The 19,857-nt window shown below is 73.6% G+C and carries 13 protein-coding genes and 2 pseudogenes; 10 read left to right on the top strand and 5 right to left on the bottom strand.

The window, feature by feature from the left end:
* The first annotated feature begins 449 nt into the window (after positions 1 to 449).
* The 6 genes and pseudogenes from CIK06_RS26070 (at position 450) to CIK06_RS26045 (ending at position 7,441) form a co-directional block, all read left to right on the top strand.
* Positions 450 to 1,228 (top strand): annotated as a pseudogene (locus CIK06_RS26070) (redox-sensing transcriptional repressor Rex).
* Positions 1,225 to 2,550 carry a glutamyl-tRNA reductase gene (locus CIK06_RS26065; RefSeq protein WP_095567022.1) on the top strand — a complete coding sequence of 442 codons (1,326 nt, stop codon included), beginning with the start codon at positions 1,225 to 1,227 and terminating at the stop codon, positions 2,548 to 2,550. Before CIK06_RS26070 ends, CIK06_RS26065 begins: the two are co-directional and overlap by 4 nt.
* Before the next feature lie 38 nt (positions 2,551 to 2,588).
* A complete protein-coding gene (gene hemC, locus CIK06_RS26060) occupies positions 2,589 to 3,518 on the top strand; it encodes a hydroxymethylbilane synthase (protein ID WP_232534378.1) in 930 nt (309 codons plus the stop codon).
* Complete coding sequence (locus CIK06_RS26055) at positions 3,515 to 5,095, top strand: uroporphyrinogen-III synthase (RefSeq protein ID WP_095567020.1); 1,581 nt, start codon at positions 3,515 to 3,517, stop codon at positions 5,093 to 5,095. The genes hemC and CIK06_RS26055 overlap by 4 nt, the downstream gene beginning before the upstream one ends.
* A 21-nt stretch (positions 5,096 to 5,116) precedes the next feature.
* A complete protein-coding gene (gene hemB, locus CIK06_RS26050; RefSeq protein WP_095567019.1) occupies positions 5,117 to 6,100 on the top strand; it encodes a porphobilinogen synthase in 984 nt (327 codons plus the stop codon).
* Between the two features lie 825 nt (positions 6,101 to 6,925).
* A complete protein-coding gene (locus tag CIK06_RS26045) occupies positions 6,926 to 7,441 on the top strand; it encodes a helix-turn-helix transcriptional regulator (RefSeq protein WP_232533872.1) in 516 nt (171 codons plus the stop codon).
* Positions 7,442 to 7,636: 195 nt separating this feature from the next.
* Here the strand turns inward: CIK06_RS26045 and CIK06_RS26040 are convergent.
* From CIK06_RS26040 to CIK06_RS26030, 3 genes and pseudogenes are all read right to left on the bottom strand, one after another.
* A pseudogene (locus tag CIK06_RS26040) lies at positions 7,637 to 10,902 on the bottom strand (lamin tail domain-containing protein).
* A gap of 139 nt (positions 10,903 to 11,041) precedes the next feature.
* A complete protein-coding gene (locus CIK06_RS26035) occupies positions 11,042 to 12,067 on the bottom strand; it encodes a GNAT family N-acetyltransferase (RefSeq protein ID WP_095567018.1) in 1,026 nt (341 codons plus the stop codon).
* Positions 12,068 to 12,139: 72 nt separating this feature from the next.
* Positions 12,140 to 13,318 carry a lytic transglycosylase domain-containing protein gene (locus CIK06_RS26030; RefSeq protein WP_198348021.1) on the bottom strand — a complete coding sequence of 393 codons (1,179 nt, stop codon included), beginning with the start codon at positions 13,316 to 13,318 and terminating at the stop codon, positions 12,140 to 12,142.
* Between the two features lie 38 nt (positions 13,319 to 13,356).
* Here CIK06_RS26030 and CIK06_RS26025 point away from each other — a divergent pair, with 38 nt between their 5' ends.
* From CIK06_RS26025 to CIK06_RS26010, 4 genes are all read left to right on the top strand, one after another.
* Positions 13,357 to 13,572 (top strand): zinc ribbon domain-containing protein, encoded by a 216-nt coding sequence (locus CIK06_RS26025; protein ID WP_095567016.1) that lies wholly within the window; start codon positions 13,357 to 13,359, stop codon positions 13,570 to 13,572.
* A gap of 191 nt (positions 13,573 to 13,763) precedes the next feature.
* Positions 13,764 to 16,613, top strand: a complete 2,850-nt coding sequence (locus CIK06_RS26020; protein WP_095567015.1) for an adenylate/guanylate cyclase domain-containing protein — start codon at positions 13,764 to 13,766, stop codon at positions 16,611 to 16,613.
* A 158-nt stretch (positions 16,614 to 16,771) separates the two neighbouring features.
* Positions 16,772 to 17,359 (top strand): NADPH-dependent F420 reductase, encoded by a 588-nt coding sequence (locus CIK06_RS26015; RefSeq protein WP_095567014.1) that lies wholly within the window; start codon positions 16,772 to 16,774, stop codon positions 17,357 to 17,359.
* A 289-nt stretch (positions 17,360 to 17,648) separates the two neighbouring features.
* Positions 17,649 to 18,788 carry a hypothetical protein gene (locus CIK06_RS26010; protein ID WP_095568139.1) on the top strand — a complete coding sequence of 380 codons (1,140 nt, stop codon included), beginning with the start codon at positions 17,649 to 17,651 and terminating at the stop codon, positions 18,786 to 18,788.
* A 61-nt stretch (positions 18,789 to 18,849) separates the two neighbouring features.
* Here CIK06_RS26010 and CIK06_RS26005 read toward each other — a convergent pair whose 3' ends face one another.
* Together CIK06_RS26005 and CIK06_RS26000 are read right to left on the bottom strand one after the other, a co-directional pair.
* Positions 18,850 to 19,227, bottom strand: coding sequence for a CrcB family protein (locus CIK06_RS26005; RefSeq protein ID WP_095567013.1), 378 nt, complete (start codon positions 19,225 to 19,227; stop codon positions 18,850 to 18,852).
* On the bottom strand, positions 19,224 to 19,724 hold the full coding sequence (locus CIK06_RS26000) for a CrcB family protein (protein WP_095567012.1): 501 nt from the start codon (positions 19,722 to 19,724) through the stop codon (positions 19,224 to 19,226). The genes CIK06_RS26005 and CIK06_RS26000 overlap by 4 nt, the downstream gene beginning before the upstream one ends.
* Positions 19,725 to 19,857 lie beyond the last annotated feature (133 nt).

Below are 19,857 nucleotides of genomic sequence, written 5' to 3'. Positions count from 1 at the left end.
TGCCCCTTCCCATCCCACCGGCCGGTCTGTTTCCGGTAGGGCTGGCCCCACCGGGGCGCGTTCCGGCAGGGCTGGCCGCACGGGGCGTGGGCCGGGACGCGCACCCGGCAGCCTCCGAAAGCTCGTCGGGCACCCCGCCGGGGCTCGTCGGGCACCCGTCGGGCGCCGGTCGGGCGCTCGCCGGCGCGGCGCGATTGGCGAGAGAAGTCGGAATTGCGCAATAATCGCCGGACGGCGGCCGGTGGAGCCGCGAATCGATCTCTGGAATGGAGTTTCTGGTGGGCGCGGGCCGCGGCCTGTCAAGATCGCGATTTGTGCGCACCTTCACAAGCGCCTACTCTGTAGGTCCGACGAGCCCCGCCAGCGCAGCCGGTCGATGCGGCTTCCGGTGGGCGCACCGCAGCGGCCCGCCTCTTCGGCCGGTCGAGGATCGCATCGCACGGAGTCACATGAGTCAGCAGCGTCCCACAGGCACGCCCGGCGGCACCGGCCCGGTCCCGGCGCTCCCGGACCTCCCTGAGGCGACCGTCGCTCGGCTGCCCGAATATCTCCGTGCGCTGCATCACCTCGCGGAGGCCGGGCACGACACGGTATCCAGCGAGGGACTGGCCGCCGCGGCCGGGGTGAACTCGGCCAAACTGCGCAAGGACCTCTCCCACCTCGGCTCGTACGGCACCCGCGGGTCGGCTACGACATCGCGTTGCTGGTCGAGCAGATCGAGTTCGTGCTCGGGCTCACCCAGCGCCGGGCCGTGGCGCTGGTCGGGATCGGTAACCTCGGCCACGCCCTCGCCGGGTACGCCGGCTTCGGCAGCCGCGGCTTCCGGATCGCCGCCCTCTTCGACGCCGACCCGGGCCGGGTCGGCGAGGAGATCAACGGCCTGGTCGTCCGGCACGTGGACGAGCTGGCCCGGTACGCGGCGCAGGAGTCGATCGCGATCGGCGTCATCGCCACCCCGGCCGCCGCCGCGCAGCGGGTGGCCGACCAACTCGTCGCGGCGGGCGTCACGAGCATCCTGAACTTCGCCCCGTGCGTCCTTTCGGTGCCGGAGAACGTCGACGTGCGCAAGGTCGACCTGGCCATCGAGTTGCAGATCCTCTCGTTCCACGAGCACCGCAAGGCGACGCTCACCGGCCTGCCCGGCAACCGGGCCGCGGCCGGCGGGAGCTTCCCGGCGCTGCCTCGTGCGCTTCCCGACACCGGCACCCAGGAGGCGGTCGGCACGTGAACCTCCTCGTCGTCGGTGCGTCGTACCGCACCACTCCGGTCGCCACGCTGGAGCGCCTCGCGGTGACGCCCGCCGAACACAGCCAGCTCGCCGCGCGGTTGCTCGCGCAGCCGTACGTGGGCGAGGCGGTGATCGTCTCGACCTGCAACCGGGTGGAGATCTACGCCGCCGTGTCCGGCTTCCACGGCGGCCTCGGTGACATCTGCACGGTGCTGGCCACGCACGCCGGCTATCCGCCGGGCGAACTGGCCAACCACCTGTACGTGCACTACGACGGTGCCGCGGTCGACCACGTCTTCCGGGTCGCCGCCGGACTGGACTCGATGGTGGTCGGCGAGGCGCAGATCCTCGGCCAGCTACGGGACGCCTACCACGCGGCCACCGAGTCGGACTCGGCCGGCCGGCTGCTGCACGAACTCATGCAGCAGGCACTGCGGGTGGGCAAGCGGGCGCACACCGAGACCGGGATCGACAAGGCGGGACAGAGCGTGGTCACCGCCGCGGTCGGCCTCGCCGCCGCCCAGTTCGCCGACGGGCTGGCCGAGCGGCCCGCGCTGGTGGTGGGCGCCGGCGCGATGGGCGCGCTCGCGGTGGCGACGCTGTCCCGGATCGGCGGCGGTCCGCTCGCGGTGAGCAACCGCAGCGCGGACCGGGCGGTCCGGCTGGCCGCCGCGTACGGCGCGACGGCGGTCCCGGCCGAGCAGCTCACCTCGGCGGTCGCCGAGGTGGACGTCGTCGTCGCGGCCACCGCGTCGACCACGCCCGTGCTGACCCGGGAGGTGGTGGCCCGGGCGCTCGCCGAGCGGGCCGGGCGTACCTCCGCCCCGCTGGTCCTGCTCGACCTCGCGGTGCCCCGGGACGTCGAGGCGGAGGTCGCGGAGCTGCCCGGCGTACTGGTGATCGACATCGACCGGCTGGCCACCGACCTGCCGGCGGGGCCGGCCGCCGCCGACACCGCCGCGGTGGACCGCATCGTCACGGCGGAGGTCGAGGGCTTCCTCACCTGGCTGCGCGGCGCCGACGTGGCGCCCACGGTGGCCGCCCTGCGCAGCCGGGCCGACGAGGTGGTCGGCGCCGAGCTGCGCCGGCTGGCCAAGCGGCGGCCCGAGCTGACCGACGAGCAGCGTGGCGAGGTGGCGCACACGGTGCACCGGGTGGTGCAACGCCTGCTGCACTCGCCGACCGTACGGGTCCGCCAGCTCGCGGCCGAGCCCGGCGGCGACCAGTACGCCGCGCTGCTGCGCGAGCTGTTCGACCTGGACGTGCCGCAGACCGCGCAGGCGGAGGTCGTCCCGGACCTGTCGACGGGAGGTGACCGGTGACCGCACTACGGCTCGGGACCCGGGGGAGCGCGCTGGCGATGGCCCAGTCCGGGCAGCTCGCCGACGCGCTGCGGCAGCACACCGGCCGCGAGGTCGAACTGGTCGAGGTGGTGACGGCCGGCGACCGGTCCACTGCCCCGGTGCACCGGCTCGGCGTCGGGGTGTTCGTCTCCGCGCTGCGGGACGCGCTCACCGCCGGCGAGATCGACCTCGCCGTGCACTCGTACAAGGACCTGCCCACCGCCGGCCACCCGGGGCTGACCATCGCCGCGGTGCCGCCCCGGGAGGACCCGCGGGACGCCCTGGTCAGCCGGGACGGGCGGGGCCTGGCCGAGCTGGCGCCCGGCGCCACGGTGGGCACCGGCGCGCTGCGCCGGATCGCCCAGCTGCACGCGCTCGGCCTGCAACTCTCGGTGACCCCGATCCGCGGCAACGTGGACACCCGGTTGCGCCGGGTACGCGGGCCGGAGGCGGACCTGGACGCCGTGGTGCTGGCCCGGGCCGGGCTGTCCCGGCTGGGCCGGCTCGACGAGATCACCGAGACCATCGATCCGATGCTGATGCTGCCGGCGCCCGCGCAGGGTGCGCTGGCGGTGGAGTGCCGGATCGACGATGCGGACCTGATCGAGCTGCTCGGGCGGCTCGACCACGCACCGACCCGGGCCGCGGTGACCGCGGAACGGGCGCTGCTGGCCACCCTGGAGGCCGGTTGCAGCGCTCCGGTGGCCGCGTACGCGGTCGTCGCCGAGGGGGAGACCCCCGGTGACGACGAGATCTACCTGCGCGGGGCGGTGATCAGTCCGGACGGGTCCCGAGACCTCCGGCTGTCCCGCACCGGTACGCCCGCCGATGCCGCGGAGATCGGAAAGGCGCTCGCCGCCGAACTCCTCGACCTCGGCGCCGATTCGATCCTCGGCATGGATGCTTCGAGCGCTCCGGGGACCCAGCAGTTTGGGAGCACAGAATGACCCGCACGCGTAAGCCCGCCGGCCACGTCACATTCGTCGGAGCCGGCCCCGGGGATCCCGGTCTGCTCACCCGCCGGGCGTTGGACGCCCTGGCCGACGCGGACCAGGTGATCGTCGACCGGAACGTTCCCGAACCGCTGCTGGACGTGATCCGCGCCGACGCCAAGCCGGACGCCCAGTTCACCCCGGCCGAGGGCGCGCCCGGCGACGTGGCCAAGGTGCTGCTCTCCGCGGCCCGGTCCGGACTGGCCGCCGTACACCTGGTGGCCGGTGACCCGTTCGGGCACGACGCCGTGGTCAAGGAGGTGCAGGCGGTGGCGCGCACCGCCGTACCGTTCGAGGTCGTGCCGGGTATCGGCCAGGCCGCGGGCGTGGCCAGCTACGCCGGGGTGCCGCTGCCGGCGGTACGCACCAGCGCGGACGTCGACGACGTCAGCACGCTGGACTTCGACGCGCTGGCCGGGGCCGTACGCCGTGGCTCGCTCGCGCTGGCCGTGGACGCCGGCGACCTGGCCGGGGTCCGCGACGGCCTGCTCGCCTCCGGGGTCGACGGGCAGACCCCGGTGGCGGTCACCGGGGACGGCACCGGGGAGACGCAGTACACCACCACGTCGACCGTGGACAGCTACGTCGCCGCGGCGCTCGGCTTCACCGGCCGGGTGGTGCTGACCGTCGGCGACGGCGTACCGCAGCGGGACAAACTGAGCTGGTGGGAGAACCGCCCGCTGTACGGCTGGAAGGTGCTGGTGCCGCGCACCAAGGAGCAGGCCGGCGTGATGAGCGCGCGGCTGCGGGCGTACGGCGCCATCCCGTGCGAGGTGCCGACCATCGCGGTCGAACCGCCGCGCACCCCGGCCCAGATGGAGCGGGCGATCAAGGGCCTGGTGGACGGCCGGTACGCCTGGGTGATCTTCACCTCGGTCAACGCCGTACGCGCGGTCTGGGAGAAGTTCGCCGAGCACGGGCTGGACGCCCGGCACTTCGGCGGGGTCAAGATCGCCTGTATCGGCGAGGCGACCGCAGGTGCGGTGCGCGCCTTCGGCATCCAGCCCGAGCTGGTGCCCAGCGGCGAGCAGTCCTCGGAGGGTCTGCTCGCCGAGTTCTCGCCGCACGACGAGATCCTCGACCCGGTGGGCCGGGTGCTGCTGCCGCGCGCCGACATCGCCACCGAGACCCTCGCGGCCGGGCTCACCGAGCGTGGCTGGGAGGTGGATGACGTGACCGCCTACCGGACCGTGCGGGCGGCGCCGCCGCCGGCCGAGATCCGGGACGCGATCAAGTCCGGCGGGTTCGACGCGGTGCTGTTCACCTCCTCCTCGACCGTCCGGAATCTGGTCGGGATCGCCGGGAAGCCGCATGCGCGTACCGTTGTTGCGGTGATCGGGCCCAAGACGGCCGAGACGGCGAGCGAGTTCGGCCTGCGGGTGGACGTCGAGCCGCAGACGGCCTCCGTGCCCGACCTGGTCGAGGCGCTCGCGTCGTACGCGGTGGAACTGCGGGAGAAGCTCGCGGCGATGCCGGCGAAGCAGCGCCGCGGCTCCAAGGTGCAGGGTCCGACCGCGCTCAGGTTCCGGTAAGCCGTACGGAGGTTCGCCACCATGCCCTATCCCGAGATCCGGCCGCGGCGGCTGCGGCGTACCCCTGCGCTGCGTCGCCTGGTCGAGGAGACCCGGGTGGCGCCGGCCGAACTGGTGCTGCCGATGTTCGTCAAGGAGGGGCTGACCGAGCCGCGGCCGATCGCCTCGATGCCCGGCGTGGTGCAGCACTCCCGCGAGTCGCTGCGTAAGGCCGCGGCCGAGGCGGCGCAGGCCGGCGTGGGCGGGATCATGCTGTTCGGCGTGCCCGCGGCCAAGGACGGGACCGGCTCGGGCGGCATCGATCCGAACGGCATCCTCAACGTGGCGATCCGGGACGTCGTGGCCGAGGTCGGCAACGCCAGCGTGGTGATGAGCGACCTGTGCCTGGACGAGTTCACCTCGCACGGGCACTGCGGGGTGCTGGCCGCGGACGGGTCGGTGGACAACGACGCCACGCTCGGGCGCTACGCCGAGATGGCCGTCGCGCAGGCCGAGGCGGGCGTCCACGTGGTCGGCCCGTCGGGAATGATGGACGGGCAGGTCGGGGTGGTCCGGCGGGCGCTGGACGCGGCCGGGCACCAGGACGTTTCCATCCTGGCGTACGCCGCGAAGTACGCCTCGGGCTTCTACGGCCCGTTCCGGGACGCCGTGGAATCCTCGTTGCAGGGGGACCGGCGTACCTACCAGCAGGATCCACCGAACCTGCGGGAGTCGCTTCGCGAGGTCGAACTGGACGTGGCCGAGGGCGCCGACATGGTGATGGTCAAGCCGGCCCTGCCGTACCTCGACGTGGTCGCGGCGGTCCGGGCGGCCGTGGACGTGCCGGTCGCGGCGTACCAGATCTCCGGCGAGTACTCGATGGTGGAGGCGGCGGCCGCGAGCGGCTGGGTGGACCGCGAACGGGTCATCCTGGAGACCCTGACCTCGATCCGGCGGGCCGGAGCGGGGATCATTCTCACCTATTGGGCGACCGAGGCCGCGCAACTCCTCCGTCAGCGCTACTGACACCCCGCAGCCCCACCGGTCGCCGCCCCCGCTGGCCGCCGCCCGCAGCCCTCGCCGCCCGCAGCCTCGCCGGTCGCCGCCGGTGGTCTGCCCGCATCGCCCGCCGGCCGAGGTACCCCTCAACGACCGCTTTGCTCTGCTGTCCTCTGCGCGTCACGGGCCGGCGGCGCGGCGTCGTGCCGGGCCGCTTCGGGTTCCCCCGGTCGTGCCGCTTTGCTCTGCTGCCTTCTGCGCATCATCGACGAGCTTATTGTCTGGTATGCCCTGAAAATCGCGGCGCAACGTCGCGGAGAGGGCAGCAGAGCAAAGCGACTTGAGCAACCATGGCCGGTGGGCGGTCGAGGGCAACCTCGCGGACCGACGGCAGCGTCGGCCGCACCCTGCAGTACCCGTCGCGGTGCCGCGAGTATGCCCGCTGACCTGCCCTGAGTCGATCGCCGGTGGCACCCGGCGGACTGCTCCGGTGCCGGGAGGCGGCCTCGGTCTCCAACGGCGGAGGTTCGTTCACCGCCCAGCGTCGGTCCCAGCAAGCAGGCGATTGCTGGATACCAGGTTCACAGTTTGGACCACAGGGAGCAGGACCACAGGGAGCAGGAGCACAGCAGGGCGCAGGACCACAGGGCGCAGGGCGTTCCCCGCGGAGCAAGGCGGTCGGCACGCCGGACAAGGACTCGGCGCGGAGGAGACGGGCCGGCGCGGAGGACGGCGGGTCGGCGCGGCCGGAGCTGCGGCGTCGTCGGGTCCGCGGAGTTGTCCACAGGCCGACGGCCTGGTTGTCCACAGGCGGGCGGGTACGCGTTGCCGGTGGGGACAGCGGGTGGCAGCGTGGACGGCGTGTCCTGCGCGTCGGAGCCGCTTCCGCTTGAGCCCATGATCGGCCGCTATCCGGCCGCTGGCCTCGTGCGGCGGGCTCGCCGCATCGCCGCCATGAGCCAGCGTCAGATGGCCCGCTTCGCCAAGGTGGCGCCCTCCACCATCGCCCGGGTCGAGACGGGCGAGACGACTCCCAGTCTGGACGTGTTGCAACGGATTCTTGGCGCCGCGAATCTCTATCTTGCGGTCGTCGATCACGACGGCCACATCATTCTTCCGATGAAGGAATGGGAAGGGGACACCCGGGACGGTGCGGACCGGCGTTACCCGGCTCACCTCGACACGATTCTGGATCCCGTGATGGGCGAGTGGTGGGGCGACACCTACGGCCTGCTCCGGCCACCGGAGACCTTCCACCGGCTTCCGCCGGCGGTCCGGGAGGTGCGGCGTCGCCGCAGTGTGTGGGAGGTACGGGTAAAGCAGAACCGGAACGTGCCGCCGCCTCCCGACGTGACGAACTACCACTGACCCGGTGGGCGGTGAGCGCCCTGCCGCTGAGCGGACAGGCGCCGCGAGGGCGCAGCGCTGAGTGGATGCGCGCTGAGCGTATGCGTCTGGACAGGCGGAACGACGAACGGCCCGGGGCGAGCCGCCCCGGGCCGTTCGTCGTTCCGCCGGTGCCGCAACCGGTCGCATCGTCGCGCCGCGACCGGCCGATACGGGTCAGTCGTCGTTCACGATGGTGCCGAAGGCCAGCGGGTCGGCCAGCGTCACGCCGGGCAGGCCGGCCACGATCAGCGCGAGCTTCTCGTCCGGCTCCCGGCGCTGGTCACCCCGAACCGACACGGTGAACGCCAGCGAGGTCTGCCCGGCGGCCAGTGTGCGGCATCCGGCGTACGGCTCGAAATCCGAACCGGACGAGGCGGTGATGCCGAGCGTGGCCGCGCAGACCAGCACCGGCGTGGACAGCGGCCGGGAGACCGTGACCGGGAAGGTCATCGCGGTCGTGCCCCGGTCGCCCTCCTGTACCGAAACGTCGGAGACGGACAGCGCCGCCCGGGAGCTGAACCGGGCCACCTGCGGGTCGTGGTCGCTGGCGCCCCGGTCGCCGATGCCGGTGGCGTCCGCGGGATAGTCCGCGTTGATGTGCGCCGAGCGGACCTGCACGAGGTCGCCGTACAGCCGTCCGTTGACGAACAGGTTGTCCAGCGTCTGGGCCTGGCCGCCGAAGGTGTACGAGTACGCCGCCACCGGGACGTCGGCCACCAGGTCGTCCCACAGGTTGTGCAGGCCGGCCCCGTACAGCGGGCCGAGCTGGTCCGACGGGGTCGGGTTGGCCGCCGTGGCGATCGGGTCGTCCGGACGGGGAAGACGTTCAGGTCCCCGCCGAGGACCACCCGGGCGTCCGGGTCGGCCGCCTCGATCGCCTTGACCAGCGCGGCCCCGTAAGCGGCCTGCTCCCGGCGCTGCCCGACCCGGGCGTCCGGGGTCGAGGAGAAGTGGTTGCCGATCGCCCACAGGGTGTAGTGATCGGCCGAGCCCGGCGCGGCGGCCACCACGAACTTGCCGACCTGCGGCGCCCGGGTGTAGACGTTCGCGCCGTCCACCCCGGTCGAGGTGTCCACGTCCGCCGGCAGGACGGCGTTGAGCGCCTTCGGGTTCTGCACGTCGGCGTTGCCGGGCAGGCCGGCCGACCGGTAGTCCACCTGCGGCGTGGCGCCGAGCACCGGATCCGTCGGGTCGGCCGGGGCCAGCGAGAGCCGGTCGGTGCGGTAGAGGAACGCCGAGGTGATGCCCCGGGCATCCGAACCGGTCCGGTCGTACGCCGCCGCGTAGGCCGGGCCACCGCTGGCCGCGATGGTCAACGCCAACTCCTGAACCGTGTCCGGTGCGCCGTCGGCGTTGTTCGTGGTGCCGCAGACCAGCTCACCGCCGGAAACCGAGCAGATGTCCTGGTCCTCGGCCTCCTGAACGAGGATCAGATCCGGGCTGTGCAGGCTGTTGATGATCTGCCGCGCCTCGACGCCCAGCCGCGCGGTGTACTCGGCCTCGCTGGCCGGCACGTAGTCGAACGGCGGGGTCACCCCGGGGCAGCCCGAGTTGCCGGTGAAGTCGCAGCCGTCGAACGGGTCGTCCCGGTAATCGTACAGGTTCTCCAGGTTGTACGTCGCGACCGCGACCTCGCGCGACCGGTCCGCCGGCCGGGGCGGGTTGTTGGTCGCCGGGTCCACGCCCGCGCTGAACGTCACCGCCTCGACCTGGACGCTGTACTTGTTGAACGAGTAGTACGAGGCGCCGTACGCGTCCGCGCCGACCGTGTCGAAGGTGCGGGCCGGCGGCAGCAGCGTCCCCGAGTCGCCGGAGGTGGCCTTGACGCCGCCACCGCCGAGCAGGATCCGCTGGCCGTTGCCGTTGTCGAACAGGCCCGGCTGGTCGTCCAGCGGGTGTGCGTCCCGGAACACCCGGCGGGCGTACGGGTCGGCGCGCTCCAGCAGCGGGTCGTCGCGGTCGATCACCCAGATCTCCGAGTCGGCGGTCGAACCGAAGACGTCCCGCGGACCGGTGACGCTGCTGCCGGCCCGGACCCGCAGCCGCATGCCCTCGTGCCGCTCCCAGAAGTAGTCGGCCTGGACCGAGTCGACCGGCGGCACGGCGTCGGTCACCTCGACCGCGGTGTTCACGTCCAGTCCGGAGGCCAGCTTGCGCACCAGCGACGCGCTGGAGAACTCGGTCAGGTTGTAGTACTCGGACACCTTGCCCCGCAGCACCACCTCGTCGCCGACCGTCGGGGCGTACCCGCCGATCAGCGTCTGGTAGCCGCCCATGAAGACGAAGATGCCGTCGGAGGTCAGCGGGTCGCCGTCGGCGCTGCCCAGCCGGCTCTGCAGGAAGAAGCCGTACTGGTCGGCCCCCGAGGAGGCCCGGGTGAGCAACTTCTGCGTGATCACGCCCTGCACGTCGTACGTGCTGGCGCTGGTGCCGTTGCCGGACGGCGGCGCCAGCGGCGAACGGTCGTCGCGGGCGGACTCGTCGTCCCGGGTCTGGCCCTGCACCTCGCCCACCGTCAGCACGGTGCTGACCTGCACGCTCAGCGTGCAGGTCGCGCTGGTGCCGTCGGTGTCCGTCGAGGTCAGGGTCACCGCGTAGGTGCCGGCCGGCAGCCCCGCGGAGGCGGTCACGGTCGCCGTGGCGGTGCCGCCGACGGATTCCGCGGGGGTGAACGCGGTACGGCTGATCGACCCGCTGGCCGGTGCCGGGCTCACCGCCGTGATGTCCAGGTCGGTGATCGTGTCGTCCGTGTCGGTGGCCGTCACGTCGCGGCTTGCCGCCGTGCCCAGCTCGGTGACCAGCGGAGCGCCGCAGGTGAGGGTGGCCGGCTCGTCCACCGGGCCGTCGCCGATGCTGTGCCAGCCCAGCCCGTCGAAGGTGTCCGTGGGGAATCCGGCCCACTGCACCGCCGGATCGAACGGATCGGTCGGGTCGGTGTCGCCGCTCGTGATCGACGGCAGCCGGCGCAGCGTGTTGTCGGCCGTGCTGGTCAGGCCCGAGCCCCACTCGGTGCCGGGGTCGACGCCGACCTGTCCGATGGAGTCCAGCACCGCGTCGCCCTTGGCCAGCACGATCGCGTCGTCGCCGTTGAACAGCGAGGCGCCGGTGGTCTGGTCGGCCTGGGCGAGGATCGCGGCGGCCGCCGAGGCGGAGGCGAAGACGAACACGTCGCCCGGCGCCACCGTGCCGGTCAGCGGCAGGGAACTGGGCGAGGTGTTGCCGTTGAAGTAGATCCGCAGCTGGTAGCCGCCGGCGGCGAGGTCGATCGCCGACCCGGTGCCGTTGTACAGCTCGATCGCCTTGTTGTTGGACGACCCCTCGACGTACTCCGAAATGAACAGGTCGGTGGGCGCGGCACTGGCTGCGGTGGGCGCCAGCGCGACCGCCGTGGTGGTGACGGCGGCCGCGGTGACGAGCGCGGCGAGGGTACGCGGGCGCATGAAGCCTCCACGAAGGGCGGACGGGGAACCCACGCACCGTAGATCGTCGCCGTTGCCGGCGTCCATACCAAGGATGAACACCGACAGTCCGTCGCCGGTGGCCAGCGGCCGGCGGGCCGGCCGGACGGGTGCCCGCGGGTCAGCCCGGCGCGCCCAGCCGGTGCGCGAGTTCGCCCAGTTCGACGCCGTACTCGCACCACTCGCGGTCGGGCGCGAAGCCCAGCTCGGCGTTCACCCGGCGCATCTGCTCGTTCGCCTCCGCGTTCCAGGTCTGCACCTCGGCCAGCTTCGGCTCGACCGAGCGCAGTTCCAGCAGCATCCGCGCCTTGATGGCGCGGTCGATGCCGTACCCGCGGTGGTCCCGGCCGACGATGGTGTCGTACTGGTCGGCGCGGGTCGGGTGCTGGGCCGGCACCACCACCTCGGTCAACGCCGCCACCTGGCCGGTGCGTTCATGGTGGGCCAGCACGATGTACGGCTTCATGCCCCGCCGGTGCAGGCAGTCGATGCTGTCCCGCAGCCGCAGCGGGTCGTAGGAGCTGGGACGCAGGTCGAGGTCGCCGCCCTCCTCCTCGTCCCGGGCCTCGGCCTTGGCCCGCGCGTACGCCTCCAGCAGACCCTCCGGCGGGCCGCCGGGGCAGAATTCGAGCCGGTAGCCGGGGCTCACCTCGTCGGCCATGTCCGCCACCGCCGCCCAGTCCACGCTGGACAGCCGGAGCACGCTGCGGGTCTCCACGAACTCCCGGGTGAAGCCGAGCCGGGTGTAGAAGCCCATCGCCGGGGTGCCACCCGGCACCTCGACACCGAGGGAGCTGAAGCCCTCCTGGTAGACCCGGTGTGCGGCGGTGGCGAGCAGCCGCCGGGCCAGACCGCGGCGGCGCACCTCGGGGTGCACCATCAGGTCGATCACGCCGATGTCGCCGAGCAGCAGGACGTGAATGTGCCCGACGATGCGGCCCGGCCGGCCGTCGGTGTCCGGATCCACCTGGGCCACCCAGGAGAGTCGCCGTTCGCCCGGCATGACCTCGCAGAGGTACTCGCGCAGCGCGGTGTCCTGCCAGGGCGGGTCCTCGGGCAGGTCGGCCGCGAGAACCGCGTTGAGCGTGTCGAGGAACGACCCGATCTCGGCGGCGGACGCGGTTCGTGGATCCCACTCGCGCACCATCACCCGTACAGCTTGCCGTCATCCCCGCCTGGTGGGAAGTATCCGGTCCGTCAATGTACGGAGGACGTTACGCTACGTATGGCTGGCCGACCCGTATTCGTTGGCCGCGTTGTAGACCGCCCGGGCGTACGGCTGGACCTCGTTGTAGGACAGGATGGCCGCCCACCAGTCCTCGACGATGCTCAGATTCCGGTCGCCCGCGCAGAGGTAGTTGCCGGCGGCCAGCGCGGCGTCGTCGATGTCCTGCGGATCGGCGGTGCCGTCGTTGTCCGCGTCCACGCCCGCGGTGCGCCAGGTGGTGGGGATGAACTGCATCGGCCCGAGCGCCCGGTCGTACTCCCGGTCGCCGTCGAGCGCGCCACCGTCGGTGTCGGTGATCCGTTGCCGTCCGCCCTGCCCGTCCAGCGGCAGTCCGATGATCGGCGGTTCCACCCGCCCGTCCGGCAGCAGGGTCGAGCCGTTGGCCGAGCCGTGATCGGATTCGACCTTGCCGATCGCGGCCAGCGTGGTCCAGGTCAGCCCGCACGAGGGCTTGGTCCGGCTGAGCACGAGTTCGGCGTAGCCGTACGCCTGGAGGGCCACCACCGGGATGTTCACCTTGGCGGAGGTCTGCTGCGCCCAGCCGGCCAGCGCGTCGGCCGGCCGGCCCCCGGCGGGCAGGGTCGCGGCCGGTGGCGCCGCGCCGGTGGTCGGCAGCGGTCCGGTCGGCGCCGGGATGATCGGCACGGTGGTCGTGTCGGAGGCCGGTGCGGAGGTGCCGGCCGGCTCCGGCGAGGCGGCCACCGGCTTGGCCGGTCGCGCGATGGCCGGCACCACCAGGGCGCCCGCGGCACCCGTCGTACCCACCAGGACCAGCAGCAGGCCGGCGGAGGCGGCGACCCGGCCGGCCGGCCGGCGCAGCCAGGACCGCGCGGCCCGGCCGGCGAGCGCCGCCGCCCGGGTGGGCGGTACCCGGCGGACGGCGTGCGCGAACCGGACCCGGCGGCGGGAGCCCGGCGCCCGGGTGGCGGGGTCGTCGACCGGTACCGGCGGTCGCGGCGCCGGTGTCGTGGCGACCGCATCTTCCACGGCGGTGGCCGGGGCGTCGGCCGGCGGCTCGGCCGGGGTGTCGGCCGTTGGTGCGGCCGGCGGTGCGGCGGGCGGATCGGTGGGGGAATCGCCCGGGCGCCGCTGTCCGGGTATCGCCGGCCGGAGCCGATGGGCCAGCTTGCGGTCCTGTTCGCCATCCACCACGATCCGAGTATTCCCCATCCCGCGGAGATCGTCAGGTTCGGCCGTACGCTTGGGGTATGCCCCGCTACGAGTTCCGCTGTCGCGCCTGCGGCGACACCTTCGAGGTCAATCGCCCGATGTCCGAGGCCGCCGCGCCGGCCACCTGCCCGAGTGGGCACGGGGACACGGTCAAGCTGCTGTCCACCGTGGCCGTCACCGGCCGTGGCGGCCCGACCGCCGGGGCGTCCGGCGGCGGTGGCGGCGGATGCTGCGGCGGTGGCTGTGGTTGCTGATCGTCCGGCGTCCGTGTTTTCCTAGGTTGTCGCTTCTTGCCTGGTCGGCGCGCTAGGGCCGCTTGGTCGAGAAACTCACGCGATCACCGGTTGGCACCTTGGTACGCCGCGCGCCACCCGTTCCTACGATGCGCCGGGAAGGCGTTCTGCGGCAGCATGAACGCGACTTCCAGGGGGCGGAGGTTCGACGTATGTCGGCACGGAATCACCTGCCCAGCGGCCTGGTGACCTTCCTGTTCACCGACATCGAGGGCTCGACTCGGTTGGCCCAGATGCTCGGTACCGGCTATCGGCCGGTGCTCAGCGAACACCGCCGGCTGCTGCGCAGCACCCTGGCCGCGAGCGGCGGAACGGAGCTGTTCACCGAGGGCGACTCGTTCTTCGTGGCGTTCCCGGACGCGTCGGCCGCGCTGGACGCGTGCCTGGCCGCCCAGCGGGCGCTCGCCGAGCACGAATGGCCCACCCCCGACTCGGTGCCGAAGGTCCGGATGGGACTGCACACCGGGCACGCGGAACCGCTTGCCGGGGAGTACGCCAGCGCCGAGGTGCACCGCGCGGCGCGGATCGCCGCCGCGGCCCACGGCGGCCAGGTGCTCTGCTCGGGCGCCACCGCCGGGTACGCCATGCCGCTGCCGCCGGGCGCGTCGCTGCTGGATCTCGGCCTGCACCGGCTGCGCGGCTTCGACGACCGGGAACGGCTGTTCCAACTCGTCGCGCCCGGATTGGAACGGCAGTTCCCCCGCCCGCGTACCGCCGACAACATCCCGCACAACCTGCCGACCCAGGCCACCCTCTTCGTGGGCCGGGGCGCCGAACGGACCGACCTGCGCCGCCTCACCGAGGCGCACCGGCTGGTCAACGTGGTCGGCGCGGGCGGGGCCGGCAAGACCCGGCTGGCCGTCGAGGTGGCCGGCGGGGTGGTGGAGGCGCATCCGGACGGGGTGTGGTTCGTGGACGTCGCCACGGTCACCGACCCGGGTCTGGTGGCGTTCGCGATCGCCGCGGTGCTCGGCCTGCGCCCCGAGCCGGGCCGCCCGATGCTGGAGACGCTTGTCGAGTACGCCGCCTCCCGGCGGGTGCTGTTCGTGCTGGACACCTGCGACGCCCAGCCGGCGGCCACGGCCGACGTGATCTCCCGGCTGCTCGCGGGCGGCAGCGGGGTCCGGGTGCTGGCCACCAGCCGGGAGTCGTTCGGGCTGCCCGGCGAGGTGGTGTGGCGGATCCCGCCGCTGTCGGGTGAACCGGGTCCGGGCGGCTCGCCGAGCGACGCCCTCGCCCTGCTGCTGGACCGCACGGCCGCGGCCCGCGGCGGCCGGCCGGCGGGCGCGGCCGAGATCGACGGGCTGCAACGGGTCGCCGTCCGGCTCGACGGGCTGCCGTTGGCCATCGAACTCGCGGCGGCGCGGCTGCGGGTGCTCTCGGCGGTGCAACTCGCCGAGCGGCTCGACGACGTACTCGGTGCACTGGACGCCGGCCGGGACGGCACGGAACGGCCGCCGACCACCGCCCGGCGCTGGATGGGCAACCAGCACGACACGGTGGACCTGGCCGCCGCGGCGATGGGCACCGCGCCCGCGCCGGGGGTCCGCGCCGCCCAGCGGTCCGCGATCCAACGGCACGTCACCATGCAGGCCACGGTCACCTGGTCGTACCGGACCCTCAGCCCGCGGGCGGCCCGGCTGCTGCGCTGGTTGGCCGTCTTCTGCGGCCCGGTGGAACTGGCCACCGTGGAGTGGCTGCTGGAGGACGACGACCCGCTGGACCCGCTGTCGGTGCTCGTCGACAAGTCGATGGTGCAGGCCGAACCGCACGCCTCGGGCAGCACCTACCGGATGCTCGACCCGATCCGCGGGTACGCGGCCCGCCGGCTCGCCGACGCCGGCGAGGAGGAGACGGCCCGCAGCCGGCACGTGGCCTGGTGCCTGCACGCGTTGCGCCGCGCCGCGCTCGGTCCGGACGGCCAGCCCATCACGCTGTCCCTGTACGCGCTGGACCCGATCGCCGACGAACTTCGCGCGGCGCTGCGCTGGACCGCCACCGGCGGCAGCGCCCGCACCGGCCTGCAACTGGCCGCCGGCCTGGACCAGTGGTGGCGGGAGCGGGGGCTGGCCCGGGAGGGCCGGCTGTGGCTGTTCCGGCTGTACGGGCGGATCGCCGAGACCGGGGAGCAGATTCCCGAGGCCGAGCTGGCAGCCGCGTACCACATGCACTCGCTGCAGGCCGGCGCGGACGGCGAGCTGGCCGAGGAACTGCGCTTCTCGCAGCGGGCCGAGGCCGCGGCGCGGCGGGCCGGTGACGTGGGCCTGCTGGCCCGGGTGCTCGCCGGCCGGGCCGCACCGTTGATCGACATGGCCCAGTTCACCGAGGCCGAGCGGGTCTGCCGGGAGGTGATCGGCTGGGCGGACGACAACCAGGTCCCCGGGGACGCGTTGTTCGCCATTTTCCGCCTGGCGGAGTTGCTGTGGCGGCGGGGCGCCCTGGACGAGGTGGCCGAACTGCTCGCCTCGGCCCGGCCGATCGAGGCGGCCCAGCCCGCCGAGCGGGGCCGGCGCTCCGTGGACATGATGCTCGGCATGGTGGCGTTGAACAGGGGCGATCTGGCGGCGGCCCACGATCATCTGGTGGTGGCGCTGCGGTCCCGGATGAACCACGGCTTCCACGGCCGGGCCTGCGACACGCTCACCGCCATGGCGGTCCGCTGCGCCCGGGGCAACGAGCCGGTGCTGGCCGCCCGGTTGTTCGGCGCGGCGCAGGCCGCCGGGACGGCGCTGCGCTGCGCCGCGGGCATCTACAGCGCCTACTGGCTGCGGGAACAGGCCGCCGTCCGGAACGCGCTGGGCGACCGGGCCTTCGACGCCGCGTACGGGGAGGGCGCCCGGCTCAGCCTGGACGAGGCGGCCGCCGTGGCGCTGGCCGTCGACCACCCCGACTCCGCCGGCGCCTCCGGCCGGTACAGCGTGCCGGAGGCGCCGAAGCAGCGCTCCGGCGAGGGCGGCGAGCTGGTCCGCTGGCAGGGCACCGACCAGCGGGACGGCGACTGACCCCGTACCGCCGATGCCGGCGCCGGCGCCGGTTGCCGGCGCCCTCGCTGGTTGCCTGCGCCGCCGGTGGTTGCCGGCGTTGCCGCCGTTTGCCCTTACCGGCGCCGGGTACCCGGGCCACGGCCCGGGTCTGGCACCGGCCGCGAAGGGGGATTCGCATGCGCATCGGCGTCATCGGCGGCGGCCGGATCGGCGGTACGCTGGCGCGGCACTTCGCCGTGGCCGGGCACGAGGTGGCGGTGGCCAACTCGCGTGACCCGGGCACCCTCGCGGCGGTGACCGACGGGCTGGACGCGGTGCACGCGGTGACCGTGCCGGCGGCGGCCACCTTCGGCCCCGTGGTGGTGCTGAGCATCCCGTTCGGCCGGTACCGGGAACTGCCGCCCGCCCTGCTGGCCGACCGGATCGTCATCGACACCACCAACTACCTGCCGGACCGCGACGGGCCGATGCCGGAGCTGGCCGGCGGGCGGACCGGTTCCAGCGAACTGCTCCAGCGGGACCTGCCGGACAGCCGGGTCGTGAAGGCGTTCAACACGATGCGCTGGGATCACCTGCGCGACTACGGTCACGAGGCCGGCGCCCTGGAGCGGTACGGCATGCCGGTGTCCGGAAACGACGACCGGGCCAAGCGGACCGTGCTGGACCTGGTCGAGCAGCTCGGCTTCCAACCGGTGGACCTCGGGACCTGCGGGACGGCGGCCGGCGGCAGGAGCCGGGCGGTCCGGTGTTCCTGGCCGACCTGACCGCGGGCGAGCTGCGGGCCCGGCTGGCCGAGCCGGTGCGCTGAGGCGAAGCGCCGAGCCGGTGCGCCGAGCCGGTGCGCCGAGCGGGTGCGCCGAGCCGGCGGACCGCCGCCCGCGACGGGTCCGGTCAAACACCCGCTTAGCGGTGCCTTAAGCCCGCCGCCCATGCCTCCCGCTCGACGCGGCGGGGCCCTAACATCGTCGGGTGCGCTACCGTGCCCTCCCCGTTCCCGGTCGGACCGTTCGGCTGCTGGCCGGCCTCGTCGTGCTGCCGCTCGCGGCCGGCGCCATGCTGGCCGGCTGCGGCGCGAAGAGCGATCCGTCCGCGCAGCCCCGGTTCGTCGCCGCGAACCCGGAATCCGACGGCGCCGAGCCGACGCTGACGCCGACGGCCTCGCCGTCGCCCAGCCCGAGCCCGACGCCGAAGCCCTCCGCCAGCCGTCCGGCGCCGCTGCCCAAGGCCGGCAACCCGAACGGGCACGCCAGCGTTCCGGCCGAGGCCCGGGCCGTGGACACCAGCCACCCGACCCGGCGGGTCGGCACCGGTACGCCGGCAAGCTGCACCTCGAAGGCCGTGGTGGCGGCCGTGGCGGCGGGCGGGATCATCACGTTCAACTGCGGTCCGGATCCGGTGACGATCCGGATGACCGCCACCGCGAAGGTGCGCAACGCCAACTCCCGGGTCGTGCTGGACGGCGGCGGCAAGGTCACGCTCAGCGGCGGCGGAAGCCGGCGCATCCTGTACCAGAACACCTGTGACCAGGCGCAGGGGTGGACCACCTCGCACTGCCAGAACCAGTCGACGCCGCAGCTCGTGGTGCAGAACCTGACCTTCACGGCCGGCAACTCGACCGGGGACCGGACCGAGGGCGGCGGCGGTGGCGCGATCTTCGTCCGGGGTGGACGGTTCAAGGTCGTCAACTCCCGGTTCACCAGCAACCGGTGCGACACCACCGGCCCGGACCTGGGCGGCGCGGCGCTGCGGGTGCTCAGCCAGTACAACAACGCCCCGGTGTACGTGGTGAGCAGCACCTTCACCGGTGGCAAGTGCTCCAACGGCGGCGCCACCAGCAGCATCGGGGTGTCCTGGGTGTTCCTGAACTCGCTGATGCAGAGCAACTCGGCGATCGGCAACGGCGCCAACCCGGCCAAGGGCGGCACGCCCGGCGGCGGCAGCGGCGGCGCGATCTACTGCGACGGCAACGAGTTCACGGTGCGGATCGCCGGCACGGTGATCACCGGCAACCACGCCAACGAGGGCGGTGGGGCGGTGTTCTTCGTGAGCAACAACCGGACCGGGACGATGCGGATCGAGAACTCGACGCTGCGCGGCAACCCGAGCGACAAGTTCGAGACCTCCGGCTATCCCGGCATCTTCTTCCTGGGCGCGCACAACCCCACGGTCACCGGCTCGACGCTGCGCCGCTGACCGGTCCGACGCCGCGCCGCCGGGCGCCGACGGCTGGTCCGACGCCGCGCCGCTGCCGGGGTCAGGCCAGCCAGAGCGCCTGGGACAGGCTGATCCCGGCGAAGGCGGCGCCGAGACCCGCGACCACGCTGGCCCCGACGTTCAGCAGCGAGTAGAAGCGGAAGCCGGTCTCGAACAGCCGGATGGTCTCGTACCCGAAGGTGGAGTAGGTGCTGAGCGCCCCGCACAGCCCGGTGCCGAGGAGCATGACCAGCGGTCGGGACACGCCGCCGGCGGCGGCACCGCCGATGAGCACGCCCAGCAGCAGCGATCCGGTGACGTTGACCGCGAGGGTCCCCCAGGGGAAGGCCGAGTCGTGGCGGGCCTGCACGGCCCGGTCGACGAGGTAGCGCAGCGGCGCGCCGAGCGCGGCGCCCACCGCCAACAGCAGCAGGTTCATTGCAGGGCGTCCTCCAACACGGCTGGTTCCCGGAAGGGCAGGCCGGTGGCGAGTCGGGTGAGGGCGGTGCCGGCGTACACCGCGGCCAGCGCGGCCGTGACGGTCGCGGCGAGGTAGAGCAGCGCCATCCGCGGGTGGCCGGCGGCCACCGCCTGCTGGATCTCGACCGCGTACGTCGAGAAGGTGGTGTAGCCGCCCATCACGCCGACCCCGAGGAAGGGGCGGACCAGCCGGTGCGCGGTCCAGACCTCGGTGATCAGCACCATCAGCACGCCGATGAGCAGACAACCGGTGACATTCGTGACGAACGTGGCCCAGGGGAACCCGCCCGGCCGGTGTGGCCAGGCCACGCTCAGGCCGTACCGGGCCAGCGCGCCGACCACGCCGCCCGCGGCGATGGCGGCGAGCAGGGTGGCGCCGCCGCGGCGCAGCTCGGCGCGCTGTCTGGCGACATGAAGGTCGACGTCCGGATCGGTCGGCGGTCGATCGGGGTACACGGAACACTCCTACCAGTCGGTGACGGCGCTGGTAGGGACCGTTGGCGGCGTACGCCGCGGTTTTCCCCGCCGGTCGGTGGGGGCGGCGGGCCCCACCGCCGCGGGCCACTGATCGCCCGCGACGGAGGATACC

Origin of the sequence: Plantactinospora sp. KBS50, from assembly GCF_002285795.1 — a bacterium.
GTDB lineage: Bacteria > Actinomycetota > Actinomycetes > Mycobacteriales > Micromonosporaceae > KBS50.
This window is presented reverse-complemented; position numbering and strand designations above follow the sequence as displayed.

What these genes read in the sequence shown, in the direction of transcription:
- hemC (WP_232534378.1), top strand. Translation starts at nt 2,589, where the DNA reads ATGGCCCAGTCCGGGCAGCTCGCCGACGCGCTGCGGCAGCACACCGGC.
- CIK06_RS26055 (WP_095567020.1), top strand. Translation starts at nt 3,515, where the DNA reads ATGACCCGCACGCGTAAGCCCGCCGGCCACGTCACATTCGTCGGAGCC.
- hemB (WP_095567019.1), top strand. Translation starts at nt 5,117, where the DNA reads ATGCCCTATCCCGAGATCCGGCCGCGGCGGCTGCGGCGTACCCCTGCG.
- CIK06_RS26035 (WP_095567018.1), bottom strand. Translation starts at nt 12,067, where the DNA reads ATGGTGCGCGAGTGGGATCCACGAACCGCGTCCGCCGCCGAGATCGGG.
- CIK06_RS26030 (WP_198348021.1), bottom strand. Translation starts at nt 13,318, where the DNA reads ATGGGGAATACTCGGATCGTGGTGGATGGCGAACAGGACCGCAAGCTG.
- CIK06_RS26025 (WP_095567016.1), top strand. Translation starts at nt 13,357, where the DNA reads ATGCCCCGCTACGAGTTCCGCTGTCGCGCCTGCGGCGACACCTTCGAG.
- CIK06_RS26020 (WP_095567015.1), top strand. Translation starts at nt 13,764, where the DNA reads ATGTCGGCACGGAATCACCTGCCCAGCGGCCTGGTGACCTTCCTGTTC.
- CIK06_RS26015 (WP_095567014.1), top strand. Translation starts at nt 16,772, where the DNA reads ATGCGCATCGGCGTCATCGGCGGCGGCCGGATCGGCGGTACGCTGGCG.
- CIK06_RS26010 (WP_095568139.1), top strand. Translation starts at nt 17,649, where the DNA reads ATGCTGGCCGGCTGCGGCGCGAAGAGCGATCCGTCCGCGCAGCCCCGG.
- CIK06_RS26005 (WP_095567013.1), bottom strand. Translation starts at nt 19,227, where the DNA reads ATGAACCTGCTGCTGTTGGCGGTGGGCGCCGCGCTCGGCGCGCCGCTG.